This is a genomic window from Enterobacter sp. EC_50 (assembly GCF_019584525.1).
Lineage (GTDB): Bacteria > Pseudomonadota > Gammaproteobacteria > Enterobacterales > Enterobacteriaceae > Enterobacter > Enterobacter roggenkampii.
The window spans coordinates 1-21,622 of record NZ_VDAF01000001.1; the positions used below are offsets into that span (position 1 = coordinate 1).

A 21,622-nucleotide genomic window follows, 5' to 3' on the forward strand; every position below is an offset into this window, starting at 1 on the left:
TTTTTAATGCCAGTAATTCGGTGCTCCAGCGTGAACGTTGATAACCAAAATCGCCGGGAGAATGCTTTATCAGCTCACGTAACAGGGTGCAGATATGTTCAAAAGGCCAGCGTCGGGAGCGCCCTGCGGGTAAGGATTTCAGGCCTTCAATACCTGAGTGCGTAAACCAGTTAATCCAGCGACCAACGGATGAACGGGCACAACAGAGAGTTCTGGCAACATCGCTGACCCGTTCACCCCGATGAAGCATCAGCATGGCCGTGAGTCTGCGGGCATGATTTTTATCGCGCGTTTTATGAATAGCTTTCTGCATCAGGCGTCGTTCGCCACGGGGTATTGGTGCTATGATCGGCATCGCTCAGTCCGGTTGGTGGTTTTGGTTGGTTTGGCGATTGATCAGATCGCACAATCCGGGCTGAGTTCCCTTTCAGTGATCTACTATTCCGCGCATCTATTTAGAAAGCGAAACCATAAATAATTATAAGGAAAATCCTGGATAAAAAGCGACAGGCGCGAAAGGGCGGTTTCGTTAAAGCTTGTTCAGAGGCCAGTCGCACACGGTTTGACCACTGTCGTCTTAAGATCACAAATCAGAAATCTTTCCCCCCGGAAGGAACGGGTTTCTCTACACTCCAGGTAATATTCACTGGAGGCATGACATCATGGCGAACACCATCACGGCTGATGACATTCGGGAACACTTTTCGCAGGCTATGTCGGCGATGTACCAGCAGGAAGTTCCGCAGTACGGCACCTTGCTTGAACTGGTAGCGGACGTAAACCTGGCGGTGCTGGAAAATGATCCACTATTACATGAACAACTGGCAAACGCCGATGAGCTTGCGCGTCTGAACGTCGAGCGTCACGGGGCCATCCGCGTCGGCAGTGCGCAAGAACTTTCAACCCTGCGCCGTATGTTTGCCATTATGGGGATGTACCCGGTCAGCTATTACGATCTCTCCCAGGCGGGGGTGCCGGTCCATTCAACGGCATTTCGGCCGATTGATGATGCGGCGCTGTGCCGTAATCCGTTCCGTATCTTTACGTCGCTGCTGCGCCTTGAGCTGATTGAAAACGTCGCGCTGCGCGAACGTGCGGCGGAAATTCTGTCTCACCGAAACATCTTCACCCCGCGCTGTCTGGCGCTTCTCGATCTGTATGAATCGGAAGGGCAGTTTACCGTCGAGCAGGCGCAGGAGTTTGTGCAGGAAGCGCTGGAAACCTTCCGCTGGCACCGCCATGCGACGGTCGATCAGGAGACCTATCACGCGCTGCATAACGAGCACCGGCTGATCGCCGATGTGGTCTGCTTCCCGGGCTGCCATATTAACCACCTGACGCCGCGCACGCTGGATATTGACCGGGTGCAGGAGCTGATGCCGAAGTACGGTATTGAGCCGAAAATTTTGATTGAAGGGCCGCCGCGTCGCGAGGTGCCCGTCCTGCTGCGTCAAACCAGTTTCAAGGCGCTGGAAGAGCCGGTGCTGTTTGCCGGTGAACACAAAGGCACCCACACCGCGCGCTTCGGTGAGATTGAGCAGCGCGGCGTGGCGCTGACCCCGAAAGGCCGGGAACTGTACGATAGCCTCCTTGCCCAGGCTGGTACCGGCAAAGATAACCTGACGCACCAGCTGCATCTGCAGGAGATCTTTAGCGCCTTCCCTGACAGCGAACTGTTAATGCGCCGTCAGGAGCTGGCGTATTTCCGCTACCGTCTGACGCCAGCGGGTGAAGCGCATCGCCATGCGTTCCGGCCGGGCGACGATCCGCAGCCGCTGATCGAGCGCGGATGGGTCGTCGCACAGCCGATCACCTACGAAGATTTCCTCCCGGTCAGCGCCGCGGGGATTTTCCAGTCCAATCTCGGGAACGAAACGCAGGCCCGCAGCCATGGTAACGCCAGCCGCGATGCGTTTGAAGCGGCCCTTGGCTGCCCGGTGTATGACGAATTTACCCTCTATGAGGAGGCTGAAACGCGCAGCAAACAGCGTTGCGGTTTGCTCTGAAATCGTTACTCTGCTGGGGTGTGATGGAAAAAATAAGGTCGTTATGCAAAATCCTTCCGCCCCTGTGGTTGAAACGCGCCAGGGCGCACTCTCTGGTTTAACCGATGAAAATGTCCATGTCTGGTGCGGTATTCCTTATGCCGCACCGCCCGTTGGCGAGTGGCGCTGGCGCTCCCCGCGGCATCCTGAGCCGTGGGATGGTGTTCGCGAGGCTACCGCCTTTTCGGCCTCAAGCTGGCAAAGCAGCGAATATTGCCAGGAGCTGGGCGGGGGCGATCCCGGTCAGTTCTCGGAAGACTGCCTCTATCTGAACGTCTGGTCTCCCACAGAGCGCGCCGAGCCGCTTCCGGTTATGGTCTGGCTGCACGGCGGCGGCTTTACCATCGGTGCGGGTGGCTTACCGCCCTATAACGGCAAAGCGCTGGCCACGCGCGGCGTGGTTGTGGTGACGATCAACTACCGTCTCGGTCATCTTGGTTTTTTTGCCCATCCCGCGCTGGAAGGCGAAGAAGATCGCGTGGTGCATAATTTTGCCCTGCTGGATCAGATCGCCGCCCTCGAATGGGTAAGGGACAATATCGCCGCATTTGGTGGCGACCCCGCTAACGTGACCCTGTTTGGCGAATCCGCGGGCGCGCGCAGCGTGCTCTCTCTGCTGGCCTCTCCGCTTGCAGAAGGATTGTTCCATAAGGCGATTGTGCAAAGCGGGTACACCTTGCCGGACACGCCGCGAGAGCAGGCGTTGCAAAAAGGGGAGGCGCTGGCCGCCCATTTTGGCCTGGAAAAGGCGACAGCCGAGCAGCTGCGCGACATTCCGCCGGAGGCGTTCTGGCCGCTCACCGCGCCGCTGAACATTGCTCCGGCCCCCATCGTCGGGGATTGCGTTCTGCCTGAAGCGATGCTGGACGTCTTTTTCGCCGCTCGCCAGCACCCCGTGCCGGTAATGATCGGCTCGAACAGCGATGAGGCCAGCGTGATGGCGGTGTTTGGCATCGATCTCGCCGGGCAAATCCAGAAGCTTCGCCGGGAGCGACGCTTCGGGCTGGGGCTGATTAAGCTGCTCTATCCGGGCGTCAAAGGCGATGAGGAGCTGGGCAGGCAGGTGTGCCGCGACATGGCGTTCACTACGATGGGCTACGTCGTGATGCAGGCGCAGCAGCGCGTCGGCGGATTGTGCTGGCGTTACTGGTTTGACTATGTCGCGGAAGCGGAACATGCCACCTATATCAACGGCGCGTGGCACGGCAATGAAGTGCCTTACGTCTTTGATACCCTCGGCCAGGTGGAGCCTTCACGCCAGTATGTCAACGAACGGGATGTGCAGTTTGCTGCTCAGGTGGCCGATTACTGGGTGAGCTTTGCGCGAGACGCAGGACCTCACGAGATCCTGCCCGGGCCGACGCACTGGCCCGCATGCCGAAAAGGGCGGGACGTTTTGTTACGCATTGGCGTGAATAAACATGCAGGTTTCAGGCTTGAAAACCGCTTTATGCGCGCCCGGATGAGCCTCTTCAAACGGGTGATGAAGCACCACGTCAGCCTCGATTAAGCAAACAGGCGCGAAACGCCGCCAGCCCATTTTCCTCCCCTGGCGTTTCGCGCAGCACCAGCCGGTAGCTCGCGCCGGTTTTTATGCTGGTTTCATAAGGCCGCATCAGTCTTCCCGCGCGGACATCTTCGGCCACCAGCGTTTCGTCGGCAATGGCAACGCCCAGCCCCTGAATAGCGGCCGTGATGGCGAGATCCATCGTGTCGAAGTGTTGATTTTTGTGCATGGCAAAGCCCGGACCTTCCTGTTTCGTCAGCCACAGCGACCAGTCTGTCTTATCCCTTGTCGGGTGCAGGAACGTCAGCGAACCCAGTGCGGCACCCGCCCGCACCGGGCTTATCACCGGGGTGAGCGCCTCTTCGAACAGCAGGTCGCCTGCGCTCATGTGCGTGCCGAACACGATGGCCGCGTCGTAAGATTCGGTTTTGAAATTGACGTTATGATCGGTGGTGGTGGTCAGGGCGATCTGCAGATCCGGCTGCTCACGCTCCACCTCCAGCAGGCGCGGCACCAGCCAGCGCATGGCGCAGGTGGGCGCCTTGAGCCTGATCACGGTTTGCTGGCTGCGGGCCTGGTCGGCCACGGTCAGCAAGTGTTCGAACGCAGACTGCAGTTCCGGGAGCAGGGCGCAGCCCTGTGAAGAGAGGCGCAGGCCGCGCGCGTGGCGTTCAAAAAGCGGAAAGCCAAACCAGGCCTCGAGGGAGGCTATCTTGCGGCTCACGGCCCCCTGCGTCAGACAAAGCTCTGCGGCAGCATGGGTGAGATTCAGGTGACGCGCGGTGACTAAAAATGCGTCGATGGCATTGAGCGGGAGCGAACGGCGCGACATGAAAACACCTCAGCTATGCATTTTTCTCATGGCTATTATGACAACAATTCGATTGTCCCGACAACAGAGATGTTGTTTGAATAGTTATGCAATGTCCATGAGAAGGGAAAGAGGATGACTTTACAAACGCCTGTGCAAACGCGCTCCAAACTGCCCGATGTGGGCACCACGATCTTTACCGTTATCGGCCAGCTCTCGGCGCAGCATAACGCGATAAACCTTTCTCAGGGCGCACCGAATTTTTCCTGCGACCCGAAGCTTGTTGCGGGCGTCACCCGCGCGATGGAGGCAGGGCATAACCAGTACGCGTCGATGACCGGCCTGCAGACGCTCAAAGAGCGCATTGCCGATAAAATTGCCACGCTTTACGGCACGCAGTATGACCCGGGCCGCGAGGTGCTGGTGACCGCCAGCGCCAGCGAAGGGCTCTACTCGGCAATCAGCGGGCTGGTGCATCCGGGCGATGAGGTGATCTACTTTGAGCCGTCATTTGACAGCTACGCGCCGATTGTCCGCCTGCAGGGGGCAACGCCGGTTGCCATCAGGCTCACCGTGCCGGATTTTGCCGTGAACTGGGACGAGGTTCGCGCCGCGATCACCCCGCGCACGCGCATGATTATCATCAATACGCCACACAACCCGAGCGGTCAGGTCTTCTCCGCCGACGATCTGCAGCAGCTGGCGGCGCTGACCCGCAATACTGACATCATTATTTTGTCTGACGAAGTGTACGAACACGTGGTGTTTGACGGTGAGCCGCACCACGGGATGGCTACGCACCCGCAGCTGGCGGAGCGTAGCGTGATTATTTCTTCTTTCGGAAAAACGTATCACGTCACCGGCTGGCGCGTGGGTTACTGTGTTGCACCGGCGGTACTGATGGACGAGATTTGTAAAGTCCATCAATTTTTAATGTTCTCTGCCGATACGCCAATGCAGCACGCGTTTGCTGAACATATGGTTGACCCGCAAACCTGGCTGTCGCTGTCGGCGTTTTACCAGCGCAAGCGCGATCTGCTGCAGAGTCTGCTGGCCGATTCGCCGTTTACGCTGCTGCCAAGCGCCGGCTCGTTCTTCATGCTGGCGGACTACAGCCAGTTCAGCGACGAGCGCGACAGCGAGCTGGTGAAACGGCTGATCGTTGAGTACGGTGTAGCCACCATTCCGCTGTCGGCGTTTTATGCGGACGGTACGGATAATAAATTGATTCGTCTCTCTTTTGCGAAAGATGAGGCGACGTTACGGGCAGGTGCTCAAGCCCTGTGTCAGGTTAAACCACGCTGAGCCTATCCCATTAGGCTATTTTATTCGCCATTTTGGCACCGGGCAGTGCTCGAAATCCTCACGTACTACATGTACGTTCCGGTTTCTGTGCGCTGTCCGGTACCAAACTGTCTTCAACAATTACGCCTACTGGGATAGGCTCTGAGGAGTTTGAAATGAAATTACGCGCGCTAGTTGTCGGCATGGGATTGCTGTGTACCTTTTCCTCCTTCGCAGCGTCCGAGCTGCGTTACGGTCTGGAAGCCGAATATCCGCCGTTTGAAAGCCGCAATGCGGCAGGCGAACTGGAAGGGTTTGACGTTGAGCTGGGGAATGCCATCTGTAAAGCGGCAGCGCTGAAGTGCAGCTGGGTGGAAACCTCGTTTGATGCGCTGATCCCGGGGCTGGTGGCGAAGAAATTCGACGCCATCAACTCGGCGATGAATATCACCGAGCAGCGCCGCAAGAGCATTGATTTTACCCAGCCGATCTACCGTATTCCGTCGCAGCTGGTCGGCAAGGCCGGGACGGCGGTCGAGGCGACGCCTGAAGGGCTGAAGGGGAAAACCATCGGCGTGCTGCAGGGCTCCATTCAGGAAACCTATGCCAAAGAGCACTGGGAAAAGCAGGGTGTCACCGTGGTGTCGTATAAAGATCAGAATATGGCCTGGGGCGATCTGCTGAATGGCCGTATCGACGCCTCGCTGGTCATGTCCGCGGCCGGGCAGGCAGGTTTCCTCAGCAAGCCGCAGGGAAAAGGGTTTGGCTTCATCGGCAAACCGGTGTCTGACGACACCATCCTCGGCAGCGGGATCGGTTTTGGGTTGCGCAAAGGTGACGAGGCCACCAAAAAGCAGCTTGATGCCGCAATTGATAAGGTACGTGCCGACGGCACGATCGCCAAACTCGCTGATAAGTACTTCCCGGGTATCGATGTCAGCGTAAAATAACCGCCTCATTGGCCCCGTCAGCTGATGTCCTGACGGGGCATTTTTATACACATTTTCCAGGCTTTCTTTACACCACTTTCGGGCCGTTCTGGTCGACAGAAAATATTTCTCACTTTGTTCATATAATCACCGGCCAACAATTGGATTCTTAACCATTTTTGTTTAGGCTGTGCGTTCTTTCTTGCCGTCATTTCGCCGAGCGCGGAACACATTCACACGACCATAAGGACGTTTTTCCAGGCATGAATCGCAGACGTTTTCTAAAAGGCTCGCTGGCAGTGGCAGCCCTGAGCGGCACATCCGGCCTTGCTTCCCTGTTTTCCAAAGCGGCATACGCTGCCGACTCTGACATTGCTGACGGCCAGAGCCGTCGTTTTGACTTCTCCGTACTGCAATCCATGGCGCATGACCTGGCGAAAACCCCGTGGGGTGGCGCGCCGCGTCCGCTGCCGGAGACGCTGGCAACCATGACGCCGCAGGCGTACAACGCCATTCGCTACGACGAAAAGCAGTCTCTGTGGAACAACATTGAAGGGCGTCAGCTGGACGTGCAGTTCTTCCACATGGGAATGGGGTTCCGCCGCCGCGTGCGGATGTTCTCGCTGGACCAGTCGACCTCTATGGCGCGCGAGATCCACTTCCGTCCTGAGCTGTTCAGCTACGGTGAAACGGGCGTGGATACCAAACAGCTGGAAGGGCAAAGCGATCTCGGCTTTGCGGGCTTCCGCGCGTTTAAGGCGCCGGAGCTGGCGCGTCGCGATATCGTCTCTTTCCTGGGGGCCAGCTATTTCCGCGCGGTGGACGACACCTACCAGTACGGCCTTTCCGCCCGCGGTCTGGCGGTAGACACCTTTACCGACACGCCGGAAGAGTTCCCGGACTTTACCGCCTTCTGGTTTGAAACCGTCAAGCCCGGCGACACCACCTTTACCGTCTATACGCTGCTGGATAGCCCGAGCATCACCGGCGCCTATAAGTTCGTGATCCACTGCGAGAAGAGCCAGGTGATCATGGAGGTGGAAAACCACCTCTATGCGCGTAAGGACATCAAGCAGCTCGGCATTGCGCCGATGACCAGCATGTTCAGCTGCGGCAATAACGAACGCCGCATGTGCGACACCATTCACCCGCAAATTCACGACTCCGACCGCCTGGCGATGTGGCGCGGCAACGGGGAGTGGATTTGTCGTCCGCTGAACAACCCGCAGAAGCTGCAGTTCAATGCCTATATGGATAAAAACCCGAAAGGGTTCGGGCTGCTGCAGCTCGATCGCGATTTCTCGCACTATCAGGACGTGATGGGATGGTACAACAAGCGCCCAAGCCTGTGGGTGGAACCGCGTAACGACTGGGGTAAAGGCGCGGTTGGCCTGATGGAGATCCCGACCACCGGTGAAACGCTGGATAACGTGGTCTGCTTCTGGCAGCCGGAAAAAGCCGTCAAAGCGGGCGACGAGCTGGACTTTAAATATCGCCTCTACTGGAGCGCGATGCCGCCGGTGCGCTCCCCGCTGGCGAACGTTTATGCGACCCGCACCGGCATGGGCGGCTTCCCGGAAGGCTGGGCTCCAGGGGAAAACTACCCGAAAGTGTGGGCCCGTCGCTTTGCGATTGACTTCGTCGGTGGCGACCTGAAGGCCGCTGCGCCAAAAGGCATCGAGCCGGTGATTACGCTCTCCAGCGGTGAAGCGAAGCAGGTAGAGATCCTCTACGTTGAGCCGTTTGACGGCTATCGCATTCTGTTTGACTGGTACCCGACGTCGGATTCGACGGAGCCGGTGGATATGCGCCTGTTCCTGCGCTGTCAGGGCGACGCCATCAGTGAAACCTGGCTGTATCAGTATTTCCCGCCGGCGCCGGATAAACGTCAGTACGTTGACGACAGGGTAATGCGTTAACCCTTGTGGGATTGTGCCGGGTGGCGGCTTCGCCTTACCCGGCCTACAGTTTCGAAACGTAGGCCGGGTAAGCGCTAGCGCCACCCGGCAATTGAGAGGCACCATGTCTTCAGAAATCATCCCCGTCACCCAGGATATCGAACTTCGCGCCGTCGAAGAGCGCTACACCGCCGACCTGCACAATCTCGTTGTTAAAAACAGAGCCTTTCTGCAAACAGCCTTTGACTGGGCGCAGCACGTGGGCAGCGAAGAGGATACCCGCCGCAACGTGCAGAGCAACCAGATGCTTCACCAGCGCGGCTACGCCAAAATGTTTCTGATCTTCAAGGATGATGCGCTGGTTGGCGTCCTGTCGTTCAACACGATTGAACCGACCAACAAAGCCGGCTACATCGGCTACTGGCTGGATGAAGCCCACCAGGGTCAGGGCATTCTCTCTCAGTCACTGCAGGCGTTTATGCGCTACTACGCTGAACGCGGTGAGATCCGCCGTTTTGTGATCAAGTGTCGGGTGGCGAATCAGCAAAGCAACAGCGTTGCCGTGCGCAACGGTTTTACGCTGGAAGGGTGCCTGCGGGAAGCGGAATACCTGAATGGCCGCTTTGACGACGTGAATATCTACGGCAGGATTTATACCCTATAACGCACCCAGCAGCGGCGTGCGGGTGATGCGCTGGTCGCCGTTTATCACTTTTTCGCCGCGCAGATGAATGCTCTCGCCAGCAAACGCTTCTATGACCGCATCGTCGGTGATTTCAACCCGATGCTCGATAAGCACATCCCCGCTGATTCGCGCGCGCCCCTGGATCACCACTTTATCATCCAGCATGATCGGCCCGCCGCGCAGCCATGCCTGACCGCCAATCAGGACGTGATGCTTGATGACGCAGTTGCCTTCAACCACGGCATTCTCCGCAATCTGCGAGCTGTAGCGCACCGTCGGGATGGCATCGTCGTCGAAACCGGCTATCACGCGGGCGTTGCCGTAGACTTTCGCGCAGTCGCACACCCAGACGTTGTTGAGTTCGTTACCCTCGAGGATCGCGTTGTCGAAGACTTCGGCCCGGTGTTCCACGAAGGCAAAATTAACCATCGCCTCGCCGTAGATTTGCGCCTGGTGCACAATGCGCGACTGGCTCACCGTCGCCTTATCGTAGATTTGCAGAATCCGTTCATGGTCCGGCGTCAGCCCTTTGGCGGCAATGACCACGCTGTGATGCAGCACGCGCGCGTCGCCGTAGATATGGCACTCGCCCCGTACGCAGGATTGCTGAATAGTGACGTTGTCACTTATTCGCGCCCCGTGGCTAACCTCCGCGCCGTCCAGCCAGCAGCTGCCGCCGATATGCGCGTCATGGCTAATGATGCATGGAAGGGTAAGACGCGCGTTGCCGGATACGGTTGCCCCGGCGAACACCACGCTGTTTTCATCGTAGATCCAGCAGTCGCCGTCCTGTGCGAGGGCGCGCTCATCGTCAATCCAGCCGCCTCTCGTGCCGACCGCCACGTCGTTAAAGTCCGCCGTGGCGATGATCTGCCGCAGCGTGGTGGCATGAGTGGTTTCGCCGTTTTTCCATTGCCAGAGGCGGGTTTCATCGCTGAGCCGGTACTTTTTCATCGTTTGATCTCTGGTTAGCATCTCAGCTAAACGTAGCAAATTTTCGGCTTTTCGTTTCGCTGGCATCCGCTGCAGAAACCGCTTAAAATGGCATTTAAAATACATTTTAAAAATTAAAATAAATGAATAAATTTAACAAACCCCAACAGGTACTTAACTTGCCCGCAGGGTATTTTGGCATGGTGCTTGGCATCATCGGGATGGGTTTCGCCTGGCGATACGCCAGCACCCTCTGGCCAGTGACGCGTTGGCCGGGTGAGGGCCTCGTAGCCCTTGCGGTGATATGCTGGTTTCTTTTAACGGTCGCGTTTGTGACGCGTGCGATCCGTTTCCCCCGCAGCGTGCTGGCAGAGATGCGGCACCCGGTGATGAGCAGTTTTGTCAGCCTTTTCCCGGCCACCACGATGCTGGTCGCCATCGGCTTTGTCCCCTGGTTTCGCGCGGTGTCACTGGCATTGTTTGGCATTGGCGTGGTGGTGCAGCTTGCATACTCCGCCTGGCAAAGCGCCGGGTTATGGCGCGGGAAACATCCGCAAGAGGCGACCACGCCTGGATTATATCTGCCTACGGTGGCGAATAATTTTATCAGCGCGATGGCATGCGGTGCCCTGGGCTTCAACGATGTAGGGTTAGTCTTCCTTGGCGCAGGCGTCTTTTCCTGGCTCAGCCTGGAACCGGTTATTCTTCAGCGTCTTCGTAGTGCAGGAGAACTGCCCTCCGCACTGCGTACTTCATTGGGTATTCAACTGGCGCCCGCGCTGGTGGCATGTAGCGCCTGGTTCAGCGTAAATGGCGGTCAGGCGGATACGTTTGCGAAAATGCTGTTCGGCTATGGTCTGCTGCAGCTGCTATTTATGCTCCGCCTGATGCCATGGTATTTGTCCCAGCCGTTCAATGCCTCATTCTGGAGTTTTTCCTTTGGCGTATCGGCCCTGGCAACCACGGGTCTGCATCTGGGACAAAGCAGTCCGACGGGCTTTTTTCACGCCATTGCCGTGCCGCTGTTTATCTTCACCAACGCGATTATTGGGTGGCTGTTGGTGCGTACATTGATTCTGCTGCTTCAGGGCAAACTTCTGGTTCGTGCTGATAAAGCGCAGCTTATGCAATCCGAGGAACAATAATGACCGTCGATGAGAATTACTTCACTGAGAAATATGGCTTAACGCGTACCCATTCAGAAGTGCTGTACAGCGCGGAGATCGTGAAACCCGGTAAAACGCTGGATCTGGGCTGCGGCAACGGCCGTAACAGCCTTTATCTTGCAGCCAACGGCTACGATGTCACCGCGTGGGACAAGAACCCGATGAGCATCGACAATATCGAGCGCATCAAGGCGGAAGAAGGGATCGCTAATCTGCATACCGCGATTAAGGATCTGAACAACCTGAGCTTTGACGGCCAGTACGATTTTATTCTCTCTACCGTGGTGCTGATGTTCCTGGAGGCAAAAACCATCCCGGGCCTTATCGCCAATATGCAGCGCTGCACGACGCCGGGCGGTTACAATCTGATCGTTGCCGCCATGGATACGGCAGACTACCCCTGCACGGTCGGCTTCCCGTTTGCGTTCAGGAGCGGTGAGCTGAGCAACTACTATGAAGGCTGGCAGTTGCTCAAATACAACGAGGACGTTGGCGAACTGCACCGCACCGATGAAAACGGCAACCGCATCAAGCTGCGCTTTGCCACGATGCTGGCACGCAAGCCCGCTTAACGGGCGGCCAGCAGGCAGATCTGCAGGGCAGTCTTATAAGACGCCTCAAACGACGACAGCGGCAGGAATTCAAACTTCGAGTGGAAGTTATGCGCCCCGGTGAAGAAGTTCGGGGTGAGTAGCCCTTTAGCCGAGAGCGCCGCGCCGTCGGTGCCGCCGCGCATCGGCGTCGGTTTCGGCGTGATGCCGAGCGATTCCATCGCCTCGAACATCAGATCGATGGCGCGTCGGTCTTCGCCAATCGCATTGCTGATATTGCTGTAGGTCTCTTCAATGCGATAGTCCACTTTGGCCGTCGGATATTGGGCGGCAATCAGCGCGGCCACGTCGGCAATCTGCTGCTTGCGCGCGGCAAAGCGCTCCTTGTCAAAGTCGCGGATATTGGCCTTAAGAACGGCCTCGTTCTGTCCGGCCTGAATGCCGTTAAACCAGATATAGCCTTCACGTCCCTCGGTGCACTCGGGCGTTTGCTGGCGGTCAAAATGGCTGATGTAGTCAGTCGCCATCAGCAGGGGATTTACCAGCACGCCTTTCGCGGACATCGGGTGCGCCGTCACGCCGGTAAAGCGGATTTCCGCGGCTGCCGCATTAAAGTTTTCGTAGACAATTTCCCCCAGCTCGCAGCAGTCGATAGTCCAGGCGAAGTCGACGTCAAAGCGCTTAAGATCGAGCGCTTTTGCACCGTTCAGGCCGATCTCTTCGTCAGGCACAAACGCCACGACGATATCCCCATGCCGATGCTCCGCCGTCAGGTTTTCCAGCACCGTCATGACCACCGTGACCGCCGATTTATTATCGGCACCCAATACGCTGGTTCCGTCGCTGAAAATAATCTCCTCGTTCGGATAAGCCAGAATTTCTGGGTGCTCCTCTACCCGCAGCCAGATGTCTTTCTCTTTATTCAGACAGAGATCTTCACCGGTAAACGTTAATATTTGTGGATGAATATCCGGTGAAAGTCCCACGTCGACGGTATCAATATGGGTAATAAAGCCGATGCGCGGCGCACCGGGCACGTTGCCTTTTTTTACCGCCGTTACCGTGGCAAATTCATCAATCACAATATCGTCTAACCCCAGCTGTGCCAGCTCCTGCGCCAGCTCGCGCGCCATGTCGTGCTGGCCCGGCGTTGAGGGCAGAGTTTTGACTCTGGGATCGCTCTGACTGGTGATCGCGAGATAGCGGAAAAAACGGTGCGTTAATTGTCTGGAAAGCGGCGAGCCCATAGTGATTTGTTCCTTATTTATTTTTCGGGTGTTTGCCACTTCACTTTAATGTTATTTATGAAATGGCAAAAGAATTAATTAGCCGTCGAATTAAAAAGACAGGAATAAATGATGACAAGCAAACTCACAACTATTGCGCTGGCGCTTGCGGCGCTCACGGTCAGTTCCGCCGTCGCCGCGAAAACGCTGGTGTATTGTTCCGAAGGATCGCCGGAAAACTTTAACCCTCAGCTTTACACCTCGGGAACCAGCGTCGACGCCAGCGCCGTGCCGGTCTATAACCGTCTGGTCGATTTCAAACCCGGCACCACGGAGCTGGTGCCGAGCCTGGCGGAGCGCTGGGAGGTGAGCGACGACGGCAAGGTTTACACCTTCCATCTGCGTCAGGGCGTGAAGTTCCAGAGCAATAAATCCTTCACGCCAACCCGCGACTTTAACGCCGACGACGTGATTTTCTCGTTTATGCGCCAGAAAGACGTGAATCATCCCTACCACAACGTCTCTAACGGCAGCTACTCCAACTTCGAAAGCCTGGAGTTCGGCAGCCTGATAACCGCCATTGATAAAGTCGATGACCACACCGTGCGCTTTACCCTGGCGCACCCGGAAGCGCCGTTTGTCGCCGATCTGGCCTGGTATTTTGCCTCAATCCTTTCGGCGGAGTATGCCGACGCGATGCTGAAAGCGGGCACGCCGGAGAAGGTGGATATGGAGCCCATCGGCACCGGGCCGTTTAAGCTGGCGCAGTATCAGAAGGATTCCCGGATCCTGTTCACGGCGTTTGCCGACTACTGGCAGGGGAAATCGAAGCTGGACCGACTGGTGTTTAGCATCACCCCGGATGCCTCCGTGCGTTTTGCCAAAATTGAGAAGAACGAATGTCAGGTGATGCCGTTCCCGAACCCGGCCGATCTGCCGCGCATGAAGGCCAATAAAGATATCAACCTGATGAGCAAAGCCGGACTGAACACCGGTTTTCTGGCGTTCAACACGCAGAAGCCGCCGCTGGATAACGTGAAGGTCCGTCAGGCGCTGGCGATGGCCATCAACAAACCAGCCATTATTGACGCGGTGTTCCACGGTACCGGAACGGCGGCGAAGAACCTGCTGCCGCCGGGCGTCTGGAGCGCCGACAGCGAGCTTAAGGATTACGACTACGATCCTGAAAAAGCCAAAGCGCTGCTGAAAGAGGCCGGCTTTGCCAGCGGCGTCAGCATCGATTTATGGGCGATGCCGGTCCAGCGGCCCTATAACCCGAATGCGAAACGCATGGCGGAGATGATTCAGGCGGACTGGGCGAAAATTGGCGTACAGACCAAAATCGTTACCTACGAGTGGGGCGAATACCTTAAGCGTGTGAAGGGCGGGGAACATCAGGCCGCGCTGATGGGCTGGACGACGGCCACCGGCGATCCGGATAACTTCTTCGGCCCGCTCTTTACCTGCACCTCGGCGAACGGTGGCTCAAATTCGGCGAAATGGTGCTATAAGCCGTTTGATAAGATCGTTGCTGAAGCCAAATCGATAACCGATCATGATAAACGCGTGGCGCTGTATAAACAGGCTCAGCAGATGATGCATGACCAGATGCCTGCGGTGATGATTGCGCATTCAACGATTTTCGAACCGGTGCGCAAGGAGGTGAAGGGCTATGAAATCGACCCGTTTGGCAAACATCTGTTCTGGCAAGTGGATATAAATCAGTAATTTTTCACTGCCCGGCATGCGTCCGGGCAATCTTTTTGCAATTTGTGCTCCCGGCATCATTTTTTGTCACAACAAACCCGCCAGACTTTTGCTATAACTTCAAATGCATACTTGCAGATAACATGGAAAACTATCATGCGTACTCAAACTTTTTTTAAAGTTGCAGTGCTTACTGGTCTGTTGGCGTTGGCGGGCTGTTCTTCAAAAGTCGCCGCTCCGGAACAATACTCCGGCTTTTTAAAAGATTATTCAGGCTTACAGCAAACGACCTCGGCGACGGGAAAACCGACGCTGCGTTGGGTCGATCCTTCGTATAACGAAGCCAATTACGACAGCATTCTCTGGACGCCAATTACCTATTATCCAACGCCAAAACCCACCACGCAAATTGGGCAAAAAACGCTTGATGAGTTGTTGAATTACACCAATAACAAAATGAAAACGGCGATTGGTACGCGTAAGCCAGTTGTCACCACGCCGGGTAAACACAGCCTGATTTTCCGTGGCGCGATTACCGGGGTGAGTTCGCAGAAAGAGGGGCTGCAGTTCTATGAAGTGGTGCCTGTTGCGCTGGTGGTTGCCGGGACGCAGATGGCAACCGGACACCGCACCATGGATACGCATCTCTTCTTTGAAGGCGAGCTGATCGATGCGGCCACTAATAAACCGGTCATGAAGGTGGTACGTAAAGGCGAAGGTAAAGAGCTGAATAACGAAAACACACCAATGACCTTTGCGACGCTGAAGCAGGTTGTTGATGACATGGCGACGGACGCCACCATGTTTGATGTGAAAAAGACCGCGAAATAAAATAAAACGGCCTGCGTAATGCAGGCCGTTTTATTTATGCCATTCGTAAGCGTCTGAACCAGGTTTCCGGTTTGGTAAACATCACCATATTTCCTCCCAGAATCAGCACTAATCCCACGATACCGTTGACATGCCAGACGTAGCCTTCATACACCGTGGAGATGGAGAGCGCCACCAGCGGAAAGAGCAGCGTGCTGTAGGCCGCTTTGCCCGGGCCAATACGTCCCACCAGCGTGAAGTAGGCGCCAAACGCAATCACCGAGCCAAACACGGCCAGATACACCAGCGCGCCGAGATAGCTCACCGTCCATTCCGGCACAAAGCTATCGCCTCTGAACAGCGCAATACAGCCCATCACCAGCGTGCCATAGAGCATCGCCCAGGCGTTGGTGGTCATGGTTTCCAGGCCTCTGCGCTGATGGCGCATGCTGATCATATTACCCAGCGAGAACCCATACGTGCCGAGTGCGGAAAGGCCAATGCCCGTCAGGAGTGACGCGCTCCAGCCGCTGGCCAGCAGATCGTCCCAGAAGAGGGTGACAATCCCAACCAGCCCCAGCGCCGCCGCCGTCCAGAAACGCGCGGGCGGGCGCTGTCCGAAGAAAATAAAGCTGTTAATGGCGTTATAGAGTACCGCCATGGAGAAGATCACCGACTCCAGTCCGGTATTGATATGTGCCGCTGCCGTGTAAAAACACCAGAAGTTAAAGCAGAAAACACAGCATCCCTGAAGCAGGCAAAAAAGATGATCCCGAAGCGCTAGCGTGCGCAGGCGACGCAGGGCGAGTAACACCACCATCATGGTGAGGCTGGCGACGGCGAAGCGCCAGAAGATCGACACCGGCGCCGCGACGGGGCCCTGCTGCAGGAAAATCGCAATCCAGGTGGTTCCCCAGATAATGACCACGAGTCCGTATAATAATGCGTTCATAGTTGTCTCTTCTTAAACCGCGGAAGCCCGCAGTATGACGCTGAGATGCGTAACGGGCTTTCACCCGCTTGCGGCAGACTTGCAAAATCTTGCGCTTTTTTCTTCTGGAGGGACTGGCAACGGGCGACAACTCTTCTTAGACTGATATTCCGATTCTTCACGCGCTAACGGTTATGTCTCACGCTTACGATACCTTTGAAACGCTTTGCCAACAGAATGCAGTCCTGCGGGAAACCGTCTCGCTGAATTCGGGTATCCAGCTGGCCGCGTGGTACAACAAGCACGACACGATCACCGTAAAGAGCAATCATCATACTCTCAGCCTGTACGTGGCGGACGGCTACGAAAGCTATCAAAAAACGCCAGGAGGCTGGAAGAACGGCGGGGGGCCGGACCGTTTCTGCCTGATGCCCAAAGAGAGCGAATCGACGTGGGATATCCGCGATGACCTGTCGTTTGTACATCTCTACTGCACCGATGAACACCTGCGCGACGTGGGAGAAAAAATCTGGGATAAGCGGCCGCTTTCGCTGACCCTGGACGAGCGTATTTTTGGCAGCGACCCGAAGATCACCACGCTGTATCGCCAGTTTTTACTGGGCTGTGACTGGCAGCAGCACGCCAACCAGCTCACCCTGAGCACGGCCTCCACGCTGCTGCTGACCCATCTGCTGCAAAACTACTCAAACGTGCAGTGGAAGCTGCCGGTCGTTACGGGCGGGTTATCGCCGTTCGTGCTGCGCAACGTCCTCGCCTTTATCGAAGAGAACCTCGGGCAGCCCCTGACGCTGGCCGAGCTGGCGGTGCAGGCCGCCCTCAGCGAATACCATTTTGCCCGCATGTTCCGCCAGTCGACGGGGCTGGCACCGCATCAGTACGTGATGCACAGGCGAATGGTCAAGGCGAAAGAGCTGGTGCAGCATACCTCCATGCCACTGACGGACATTGCGCTGGCCTGCGGGTTTAACTCCGCCAGCCACTTCAGCAACCGCTTTCGCAGCGCGACGGGCATGACGCCGTCGCAGCTACGCGCGGCGAGCGCGTGAAAACAGGGCGTAACATACCCCGCCCAGCACCAGCCCCCAGAACGCCGAACCGATGCCCAGGATCGTGACGCCGCTTGCGGTCGTCAGAAATGTGACGATAGCCGCGTCGCGCTCCGCTTCGTGACTCAGCGCCTGATATAAACTCCCGCTGATGGTGCCCAGCAGCGCCAGACCGGCCAGCGTCTGGATCCAGCTGAGCGGCAGCGCGGCCATCAGCCCGGTAATGGATCCACCGAAAATTCCCGCCAGCAGATAAAACCCGCCGGCTGCGATGGCCGCCAGCCAGCGTTTATCCGCGTCCGGGTGTGCATCCGGGCTTTGACAAATGGCGGCTGTAATGGCCGCAATGCAGATAGAAAAGACGCCAAACGGAGAAAACAGCAGCGCCAGTCCCCCCGTCACGATGATGAGCGGTGAGACCGCCAGCGGGTAACCGGAGGCTTTCATCGTGGCGAACCCCGGCGCGTTTTGTGAGGCCATGGTGACCAGGAAGAAGGGCAAGCCAATACTCACCAGGCTGGTGAAGGTGAAGGCGGGCGCAATAAATTCGGGCATCACCAGTGAAAGCGTGAGCTTATCCGTGACAACGTCACCACCGGCCCAGGCCACGATACCGCCCACCAGCAGCGTGACCACGATGGCATAGCGCGGCGACAGCGCTTTGGCGATCAGCCATGCCGCAATCATGCTGCCGCACAGCAGAAAGTGCCCCTCAAGATGCGCAAACGCGTGCAGGCCAAACTGCAGCAGTACCCCGGCGAGCATGGCGGCAGCAAGCGAATAGGGGATCAGCGTCATCAGACGGGCGAAAAGCCCGGTGATGCCGCAGAGCAAAATAAGCGCGTTGGCAAAGATGAACACGCCGATGGTTTCCGCCAGCGTGACGCCGTGCAGGCTGGTGGCGAGCAGCGCCGCGCCGGGCGTTGACCAGGCGGTCAGCACGGGCGCTTTGTACCACCAGGAAAGCACCAGCGTGCTGACGCCCATCCCAATCCCCAGCGCGGTCATCCAGCCTGCGATCTGCTGCGCGCTGGCGCCAGCCGCGGCGGCGGCCTGCCAGATGATGGCGGCCGAGCTGGCGTAACCCACCAGAACGGCGACAAATCCAGCCAGTATGACCGGAACAAAATGAGAGGAAGGGCGCATGAAAACTCCGTTGTGCGTTATAACGTCCGGGGTAAGGTAACACTGTGCGTTATAGCGTACAAGTGGTATGCTCGTCGTCAGGAGGAAATATGGACATCACACAACACCTTGCAGCAACACTGAAAACATTACGCCAGGCACGGGGCTGGAGCCTGTCGAAGCTGGCGGACGAAACCGGCGTATCAAAGGCCATGCTCGGGCAAATCGAGCGAAATGAATCCAGCCCCACGGTGTCGACGCTGTGGAAAATTGCCACGGGACTGAACGTGCCGTTTTCCGCCTTCATTACACCGGAGGCGGACCGGCAGGCGGTGTTTGACCCGCAGCAGCAGGCGATGGTCGTCAAGCCGCTCTTTCCGTGGGACGAGGCGCTCCGGTTTGATTATTTCTCCATTACCCTGGCCCCCGGCGCCCTGAGTGAATCCACGCCGCATGAGGCGGGGGTGATTGAACATGTGGTGGTGGTCAGCGGCGAGCTGGAGATGAAGCTCGAGGGCAAGTGGCAGACGATTTCAGCCGATTCCGGCGTCCGTTTTGCCGGCGATAAACCGCACGCCTACCGCAACAGCAGCGACCGGACGGTGCATTTTCACTCCCTCATTCATTATCCCCGCTGAGGCTACGCAAAACTGTTTCGCTGACGCAGACTTCTGACTACAATAGCCGCCATTTTGACCATAACGGATAACGACGAAGTATGCGCCTGCAATCCCATCATCTTGAACTTTTAAGCCCGGCCCGTGACGCCGCCATTGCCCGTGAAGCGATCCTTCATGGCGCAGACGCCGTCTACATTGGCGGCCCGGGCTTCGGTGCCCGCCATAACGCCAGCAACAGCCTGAGCGATATTGCTGAGCTGGTGCCGTTCGCCCACCGTTTCGGGGCGAAGGTGTTCGTCACCCTGAACACCATTCTTCATGATGATGAGCTGGAGCCTGCGCAACGTCTGATTACCGATCTCTATCAGGCCGGGGTGGATGCCCTGATCGTTCAGGATATGGGCGTGCTGGAGCTGGATATTCCGCCCATTGAACTGCACGCCAGTACCCAGTGTGATATCCGCACGGTAGAGAAGGCGAAGTTCCTCTCCGACGTCGGCTTTTCGCAGATCGTTCTGGCGCGCGAGCTGAACCTGAATCAAATCCGCGATATTCACCAGGCGACAGACGCGACGATTGAATTCTTCATCCACGGCGCGCTGTGCGTGGCCTATTCCGGCCAGTGCAACATTTCCCACGCGCAGACGGGCCGCAGCGCCAACCGCGGCGACTGCTCTCAGGCCTGCCGTCTGCCGTATACCCTGAAAGACGATCAGGGCCGCGTGGTGGCATTTGAAAAACACCTGCTCTCGATGAAGGATAACGACCAGACCGCCAACCTGGGCGCGCTGATCGACGCGGGCGTGCGTTCCTTCAAGATCGAAGGGCGCTATAAAGATATGAGCTACGTGAAGAACATCACCGCGCACTATCGCCAGATGCTGGACGCCATCATCGAAGATCGCGGTGACCTGGCGCGCGCGTCGGCCGGTCGTACCGAGCATTTCTTTATTCCGTCGACGGACAAAACGTTCCACCGCGGCAGCACGGACTATTTCGTGAATGCCCGTAAAGGGGATATCGGCGCGTTTGACTCACCGAAGTTTATCGGTTTGCCGGTGGGTGAAGTGCTGAAAGTGGCGAAAGATCACCTTGATGTTGCGGTGACGGAGCCGCTGGCGAACGGCGATGGCCTTAACGTGATGATTAAGCGTGAGGTCGTGGGCTTCCGCGCCAACACGGTGGAGAAAACCGGTGAGAACCGCTACCGCGTATGGCCGAATGAAATGCCGGCCGATCTCTACAAGGCGCGACCGAACGCGGCGCTTAACCGTAACCTCGATCATAACTGGCAGCAGGCGCTGCTGAAAACCTCCAGCGAACGTCGTATTGCGGTGGATATTGAACTGGGCGGCTGGGAAGAGCAGCTGATTCTGACCATGACCTGTGAAGACGGCATCAGCGTAACGCATACGCTTGATGGCCTGTTCGAGGTGGCAAACAACGCGGAGAAAGCGCTCAACAGCCTGAAGGATGGCGTCGCGAAGCTGGGGCAGACGATTTACTACGCCCGCAACGTTGAGGTCAACCTGCCGGATGCCCTGTTTGTGCCGAACAGTTTGCTCAACCAGTTCCGCCGTGAAACCGCCGAGATGCTGGATGACGCGCGCCTGGCGAACTACCCGCGCGCTAGCCGTAAAGCGGAAACCGTTCCTGCGCCCGTCTACCCGGATACGCATTTATCCTTCCTCGCCAACGTCTACAACCATAAAGCGCGTGAATTCTATCATCGCCACGGCGTGCAGCTGATCGACGCGGCCTATGAAGCGCATGAGGAGAAGGGCGATGTGCCGGTGATGATCACCAAACACTGCCTTCGTTTCGCGTTTAACCTGTGTCCTAAGCAGGCGAAAGGCAACATCAAGAGCTGGAAGGCCACGCCTATGCAGCTCGTAAACGGTGACGAAGTGCTGACCCTCAAATTTGACTGCCGTCCCTGCGAAATGCATGTGATTGGCAAGATGAAAAACCACATCTTCAAAATGCCGCAGCCCGGCAGTATTGTGGCGTCCGTCAGCCCGGACGATCTGATGAAAACCCTGCCAAAACGCAAGGGCAGCTAACTACCGAACGTGCGTGTCCGGTTTGCGCGATTTCTGCCACAGGTGGTGTTCGCGCAAACCCTCCGCCGACTCCTCCGCCGCGCTTCGCAATTCATCGCTATCGGCTTCATGACGCAGCTGATGATCCACATTCTTTACCCACAGATATTCATGTCCTTTGTGCTCGGCCATAAGCTGGCCCGAAAAGAGGGCACAGATAAGCATCACGAGAGATAAACCTTTTTTAACCATGAGGTCACCGCCGAATAACATTGCGGCTTAATG

Annotated in this window: 20 protein-coding genes; 13 read left to right on the forward strand and 7 right to left on the reverse strand. The window is 57.1% G+C overall.

The features are described 5' to 3' along the window. A partial coding sequence (locus FHC48_RS00005) for a helix-turn-helix domain-containing protein (RefSeq protein ID WP_220420479.1) occupies positions 1–355 on the reverse strand: 355 nt, incomplete at its 3' end. Between the two features lie 307 nt (positions 356–662). Between FHC48_RS00005 and FHC48_RS00010 the strand changes: the two genes are divergently transcribed. Then, positions 663–2,006, forward strand: coding sequence for a VOC family protein (locus FHC48_RS00010; protein WP_059364303.1), 1,344 nt, complete (start codon positions 663–665; stop codon positions 2,004–2,006). A gap of 43 nt (positions 2,007–2,049) precedes the next feature. After that, on the forward strand, positions 2,050–3,555 hold the full coding sequence (locus FHC48_RS00015) for a carboxylesterase/lipase family protein (protein WP_059364301.1): 1,506 nt from the start codon (positions 2,050–2,052) through the stop codon (positions 3,553–3,555). Here the strand turns inward: FHC48_RS00015 and FHC48_RS00020 are convergent. Next, complete coding sequence (locus FHC48_RS00020; protein ID WP_008502268.1) at positions 3,542–4,384, reverse strand: LysR family transcriptional regulator; 843 nt, start codon at positions 4,382–4,384, stop codon at positions 3,542–3,544. The genes FHC48_RS00015 and FHC48_RS00020 overlap by 14 nt on opposite strands. Positions 4,385–4,498: 114 nt before the next feature. Here FHC48_RS00020 and FHC48_RS00025 point away from each other — a divergent pair, with 114 nt between their 5' ends. The 4 genes from FHC48_RS00025 to rimL all read left to right on the forward strand — a co-directional run bounded on the left by FHC48_RS00025 (position 4,499) and on the right by rimL (position 9,138). After that, the gene (locus tag FHC48_RS00025) at positions 4,499–5,668 is read left to right on the forward strand and encodes a pyridoxal phosphate-dependent aminotransferase (RefSeq protein WP_059364299.1); all 1,170 of its coding nucleotides are present in this window, start codon (positions 4,499–4,501) and stop codon (positions 5,666–5,668) included. A 155-nt stretch (positions 5,669–5,823) separates the two neighbouring features. Continuing rightward, entirely contained in the window at positions 5,824–6,597 is a 774-nt protein-coding gene (locus FHC48_RS00030) for a transporter substrate-binding domain-containing protein (protein WP_021242531.1), read from the forward strand. 242 nt (positions 6,598–6,839) lie between these two features. Beyond that, positions 6,840–8,495: a glucan biosynthesis protein D gene (locus FHC48_RS00035; RefSeq protein ID WP_021242530.1), complete on the forward strand. Its 1,656-nt coding sequence runs from the start codon at positions 6,840–6,842 to the stop codon at positions 8,493–8,495. Between the two features lie 103 nt (positions 8,496–8,598). Next, positions 8,599–9,138 (forward strand): 50S ribosomal protein L7/L12-serine acetyltransferase, encoded by a 540-nt coding sequence (rimL, locus tag FHC48_RS00040; protein WP_032651826.1) that lies wholly within the window; start codon positions 8,599–8,601, stop codon positions 9,136–9,138. On the opposite strand, the gene ydcK is transcribed toward rimL, so the two are convergent. Continuing rightward, positions 9,133–10,113, reverse strand: a complete 981-nt coding sequence (gene ydcK, locus FHC48_RS00045) for a YdcK family protein (RefSeq protein WP_059364297.1) — start codon at positions 10,111–10,113, stop codon at positions 9,133–9,135. The two genes, rimL and ydcK, sit on opposite strands and share 6 nt — an antisense overlap. Positions 10,114–10,235: 122 nt before the next feature. Here ydcK and tehA point away from each other — a divergent pair, with 122 nt between their 5' ends. After that, a complete protein-coding gene (gene tehA, locus FHC48_RS00050) occupies positions 10,236–11,237 on the forward strand; it encodes a dicarboxylate transporter/tellurite-resistance protein TehA (RefSeq protein ID WP_059364295.1) in 1,002 nt (333 codons plus the stop codon). Next, positions 11,237–11,830: a tellurite resistance methyltransferase TehB gene (gene tehB, locus FHC48_RS00055; RefSeq protein WP_045353998.1), complete on the forward strand. Its 594-nt coding sequence runs from the start codon at positions 11,237–11,239 to the stop codon at positions 11,828–11,830. The genes tehA and tehB overlap by 1 nt, the downstream gene beginning before the upstream one ends. On the opposite strand, the gene pepT is transcribed toward tehB, so the two are convergent. Continuing rightward, positions 11,827–13,056 (reverse strand): peptidase T, encoded by a 1,230-nt coding sequence (pepT, locus tag FHC48_RS00060; RefSeq protein WP_059364292.1) that lies wholly within the window; start codon positions 13,054–13,056, stop codon positions 11,827–11,829. The genes tehB and pepT overlap by 4 nt on opposite strands. A gap of 111 nt (positions 13,057–13,167) precedes the next feature. Here pepT and FHC48_RS00065 point away from each other — a divergent pair, with 111 nt between their 5' ends. After that, positions 13,168–14,763 (forward strand): ABC transporter substrate-binding protein, encoded by a 1,596-nt coding sequence (locus FHC48_RS00065; protein ID WP_032663535.1) that lies wholly within the window; start codon positions 13,168–13,170, stop codon positions 14,761–14,763. Positions 14,764–14,898: 135 nt separating this feature from the next. After that, complete coding sequence (locus FHC48_RS00070) at positions 14,899–15,573, forward strand: DUF3313 domain-containing protein (protein ID WP_008502258.1); 675 nt, start codon at positions 14,899–14,901, stop codon at positions 15,571–15,573. Between the two features lie 34 nt (positions 15,574–15,607). Here FHC48_RS00070 and FHC48_RS00075 read toward each other — a convergent pair whose 3' ends face one another. Continuing rightward, entirely contained in the window at positions 15,608–16,504 is an 897-nt protein-coding gene (locus FHC48_RS00075; protein WP_059364290.1) for a DMT family transporter, read from the reverse strand. Positions 16,505–16,677: 173 nt separating this feature from the next. Between FHC48_RS00075 and FHC48_RS00080 the strand changes: the two genes are divergently transcribed. Beyond that, positions 16,678–17,550 (forward strand): helix-turn-helix domain-containing protein, encoded by an 873-nt coding sequence (locus FHC48_RS00080; RefSeq protein ID WP_021242522.1) that lies wholly within the window; start codon positions 16,678–16,680, stop codon positions 17,548–17,550. Here the strand turns inward: FHC48_RS00080 and FHC48_RS00085 are convergent. After that, on the reverse strand, positions 17,530–18,696 hold the full coding sequence (locus FHC48_RS00085) for a benzoate/H(+) symporter BenE family transporter (RefSeq protein WP_220418731.1): 1,167 nt from the start codon (positions 18,694–18,696) through the stop codon (positions 17,530–17,532). The two genes, FHC48_RS00080 and FHC48_RS00085, sit on opposite strands and share 21 nt — an antisense overlap. 89 nt (positions 18,697–18,785) lie before the next feature. Here FHC48_RS00085 and FHC48_RS00090 point away from each other — a divergent pair, with 89 nt between their 5' ends. Next, positions 18,786–19,313: a helix-turn-helix domain-containing protein gene (locus FHC48_RS00090; protein ID WP_008502254.1), complete on the forward strand. Its 528-nt coding sequence runs from the start codon at positions 18,786–18,788 to the stop codon at positions 19,311–19,313. A gap of 80 nt (positions 19,314–19,393) precedes the next feature. Next, complete coding sequence (locus tag FHC48_RS00095; protein WP_021242519.1) at positions 19,394–21,358, forward strand: U32 family peptidase; 1,965 nt, start codon at positions 19,394–19,396, stop codon at positions 21,356–21,358. On the opposite strand, the gene FHC48_RS00100 is transcribed toward FHC48_RS00095, so the two are convergent. Continuing rightward, entirely contained in the window at positions 21,359–21,589 is a 231-nt protein-coding gene (locus FHC48_RS00100; RefSeq protein ID WP_059364337.1) for a DUF2554 family protein, read from the reverse strand. It lies immediately after the preceding gene. Positions 21,590–21,622: the final 33 nt, after the last annotated feature.

What these genes read in the sequence shown, in the direction of transcription:
- FHC48_RS00010 (WP_059364303.1), top strand. Translation starts at nt 663, where the DNA reads ATGGCGAACACCATCACGGCTGATGACATTCGGGAACACTTTTCGCAG.
- FHC48_RS00015 (WP_059364301.1), top strand. Translation starts at nt 2,050, where the DNA reads ATGCAAAATCCTTCCGCCCCTGTGGTTGAAACGCGCCAGGGCGCACTC.
- FHC48_RS00020 (WP_008502268.1), bottom strand. Translation starts at nt 4,384, where the DNA reads ATGTCGCGCCGTTCGCTCCCGCTCAATGCCATCGACGCATTTTTAGTC.
- FHC48_RS00025 (WP_059364299.1), top strand. Translation starts at nt 4,499, where the DNA reads ATGACTTTACAAACGCCTGTGCAAACGCGCTCCAAACTGCCCGATGTG.
- FHC48_RS00030 (WP_021242531.1), top strand. Translation starts at nt 5,824, where the DNA reads ATGAAATTACGCGCGCTAGTTGTCGGCATGGGATTGCTGTGTACCTTT.
- FHC48_RS00035 (WP_021242530.1), top strand. Translation starts at nt 6,840, where the DNA reads ATGAATCGCAGACGTTTTCTAAAAGGCTCGCTGGCAGTGGCAGCCCTG.
- rimL (WP_032651826.1), top strand. Translation starts at nt 8,599, where the DNA reads ATGTCTTCAGAAATCATCCCCGTCACCCAGGATATCGAACTTCGCGCC.
- ydcK (WP_059364297.1), bottom strand. Translation starts at nt 10,113, where the DNA reads ATGAAAAAGTACCGGCTCAGCGATGAAACCCGCCTCTGGCAATGGAAA.
- tehA (WP_059364295.1), top strand. Translation starts at nt 10,236, where the DNA reads ATGAATAAATTTAACAAACCCCAACAGGTACTTAACTTGCCCGCAGGG.
- tehB (WP_045353998.1), top strand. Translation starts at nt 11,237, where the DNA reads ATGACCGTCGATGAGAATTACTTCACTGAGAAATATGGCTTAACGCGT.
- pepT (WP_059364292.1), bottom strand. Translation starts at nt 13,056, where the DNA reads ATGGGCTCGCCGCTTTCCAGACAATTAACGCACCGTTTTTTCCGCTAT.
- FHC48_RS00065 (WP_032663535.1), top strand. Translation starts at nt 13,168, where the DNA reads ATGACAAGCAAACTCACAACTATTGCGCTGGCGCTTGCGGCGCTCACG.
- FHC48_RS00070 (WP_008502258.1), top strand. Translation starts at nt 14,899, where the DNA reads ATGCGTACTCAAACTTTTTTTAAAGTTGCAGTGCTTACTGGTCTGTTG.
- FHC48_RS00075 (WP_059364290.1), bottom strand. Translation starts at nt 16,504, where the DNA reads ATGAACGCATTATTATACGGACTCGTGGTCATTATCTGGGGAACCACC.
- FHC48_RS00080 (WP_021242522.1), top strand. Translation starts at nt 16,678, where the DNA reads ATGTCTCACGCTTACGATACCTTTGAAACGCTTTGCCAACAGAATGCA.
- FHC48_RS00085 (WP_220418731.1), bottom strand. Translation starts at nt 18,696, where the DNA reads ATGCGCCCTTCCTCTCATTTTGTTCCGGTCATACTGGCTGGATTTGTC.
- FHC48_RS00090 (WP_008502254.1), top strand. Translation starts at nt 18,786, where the DNA reads ATGGACATCACACAACACCTTGCAGCAACACTGAAAACATTACGCCAG.
- FHC48_RS00095 (WP_021242519.1), top strand. Translation starts at nt 19,394, where the DNA reads ATGCGCCTGCAATCCCATCATCTTGAACTTTTAAGCCCGGCCCGTGAC.
- FHC48_RS00100 (WP_059364337.1), bottom strand. Translation starts at nt 21,589, where the DNA reads ATGGTTAAAAAAGGTTTATCTCTCGTGATGCTTATCTGTGCCCTCTTT.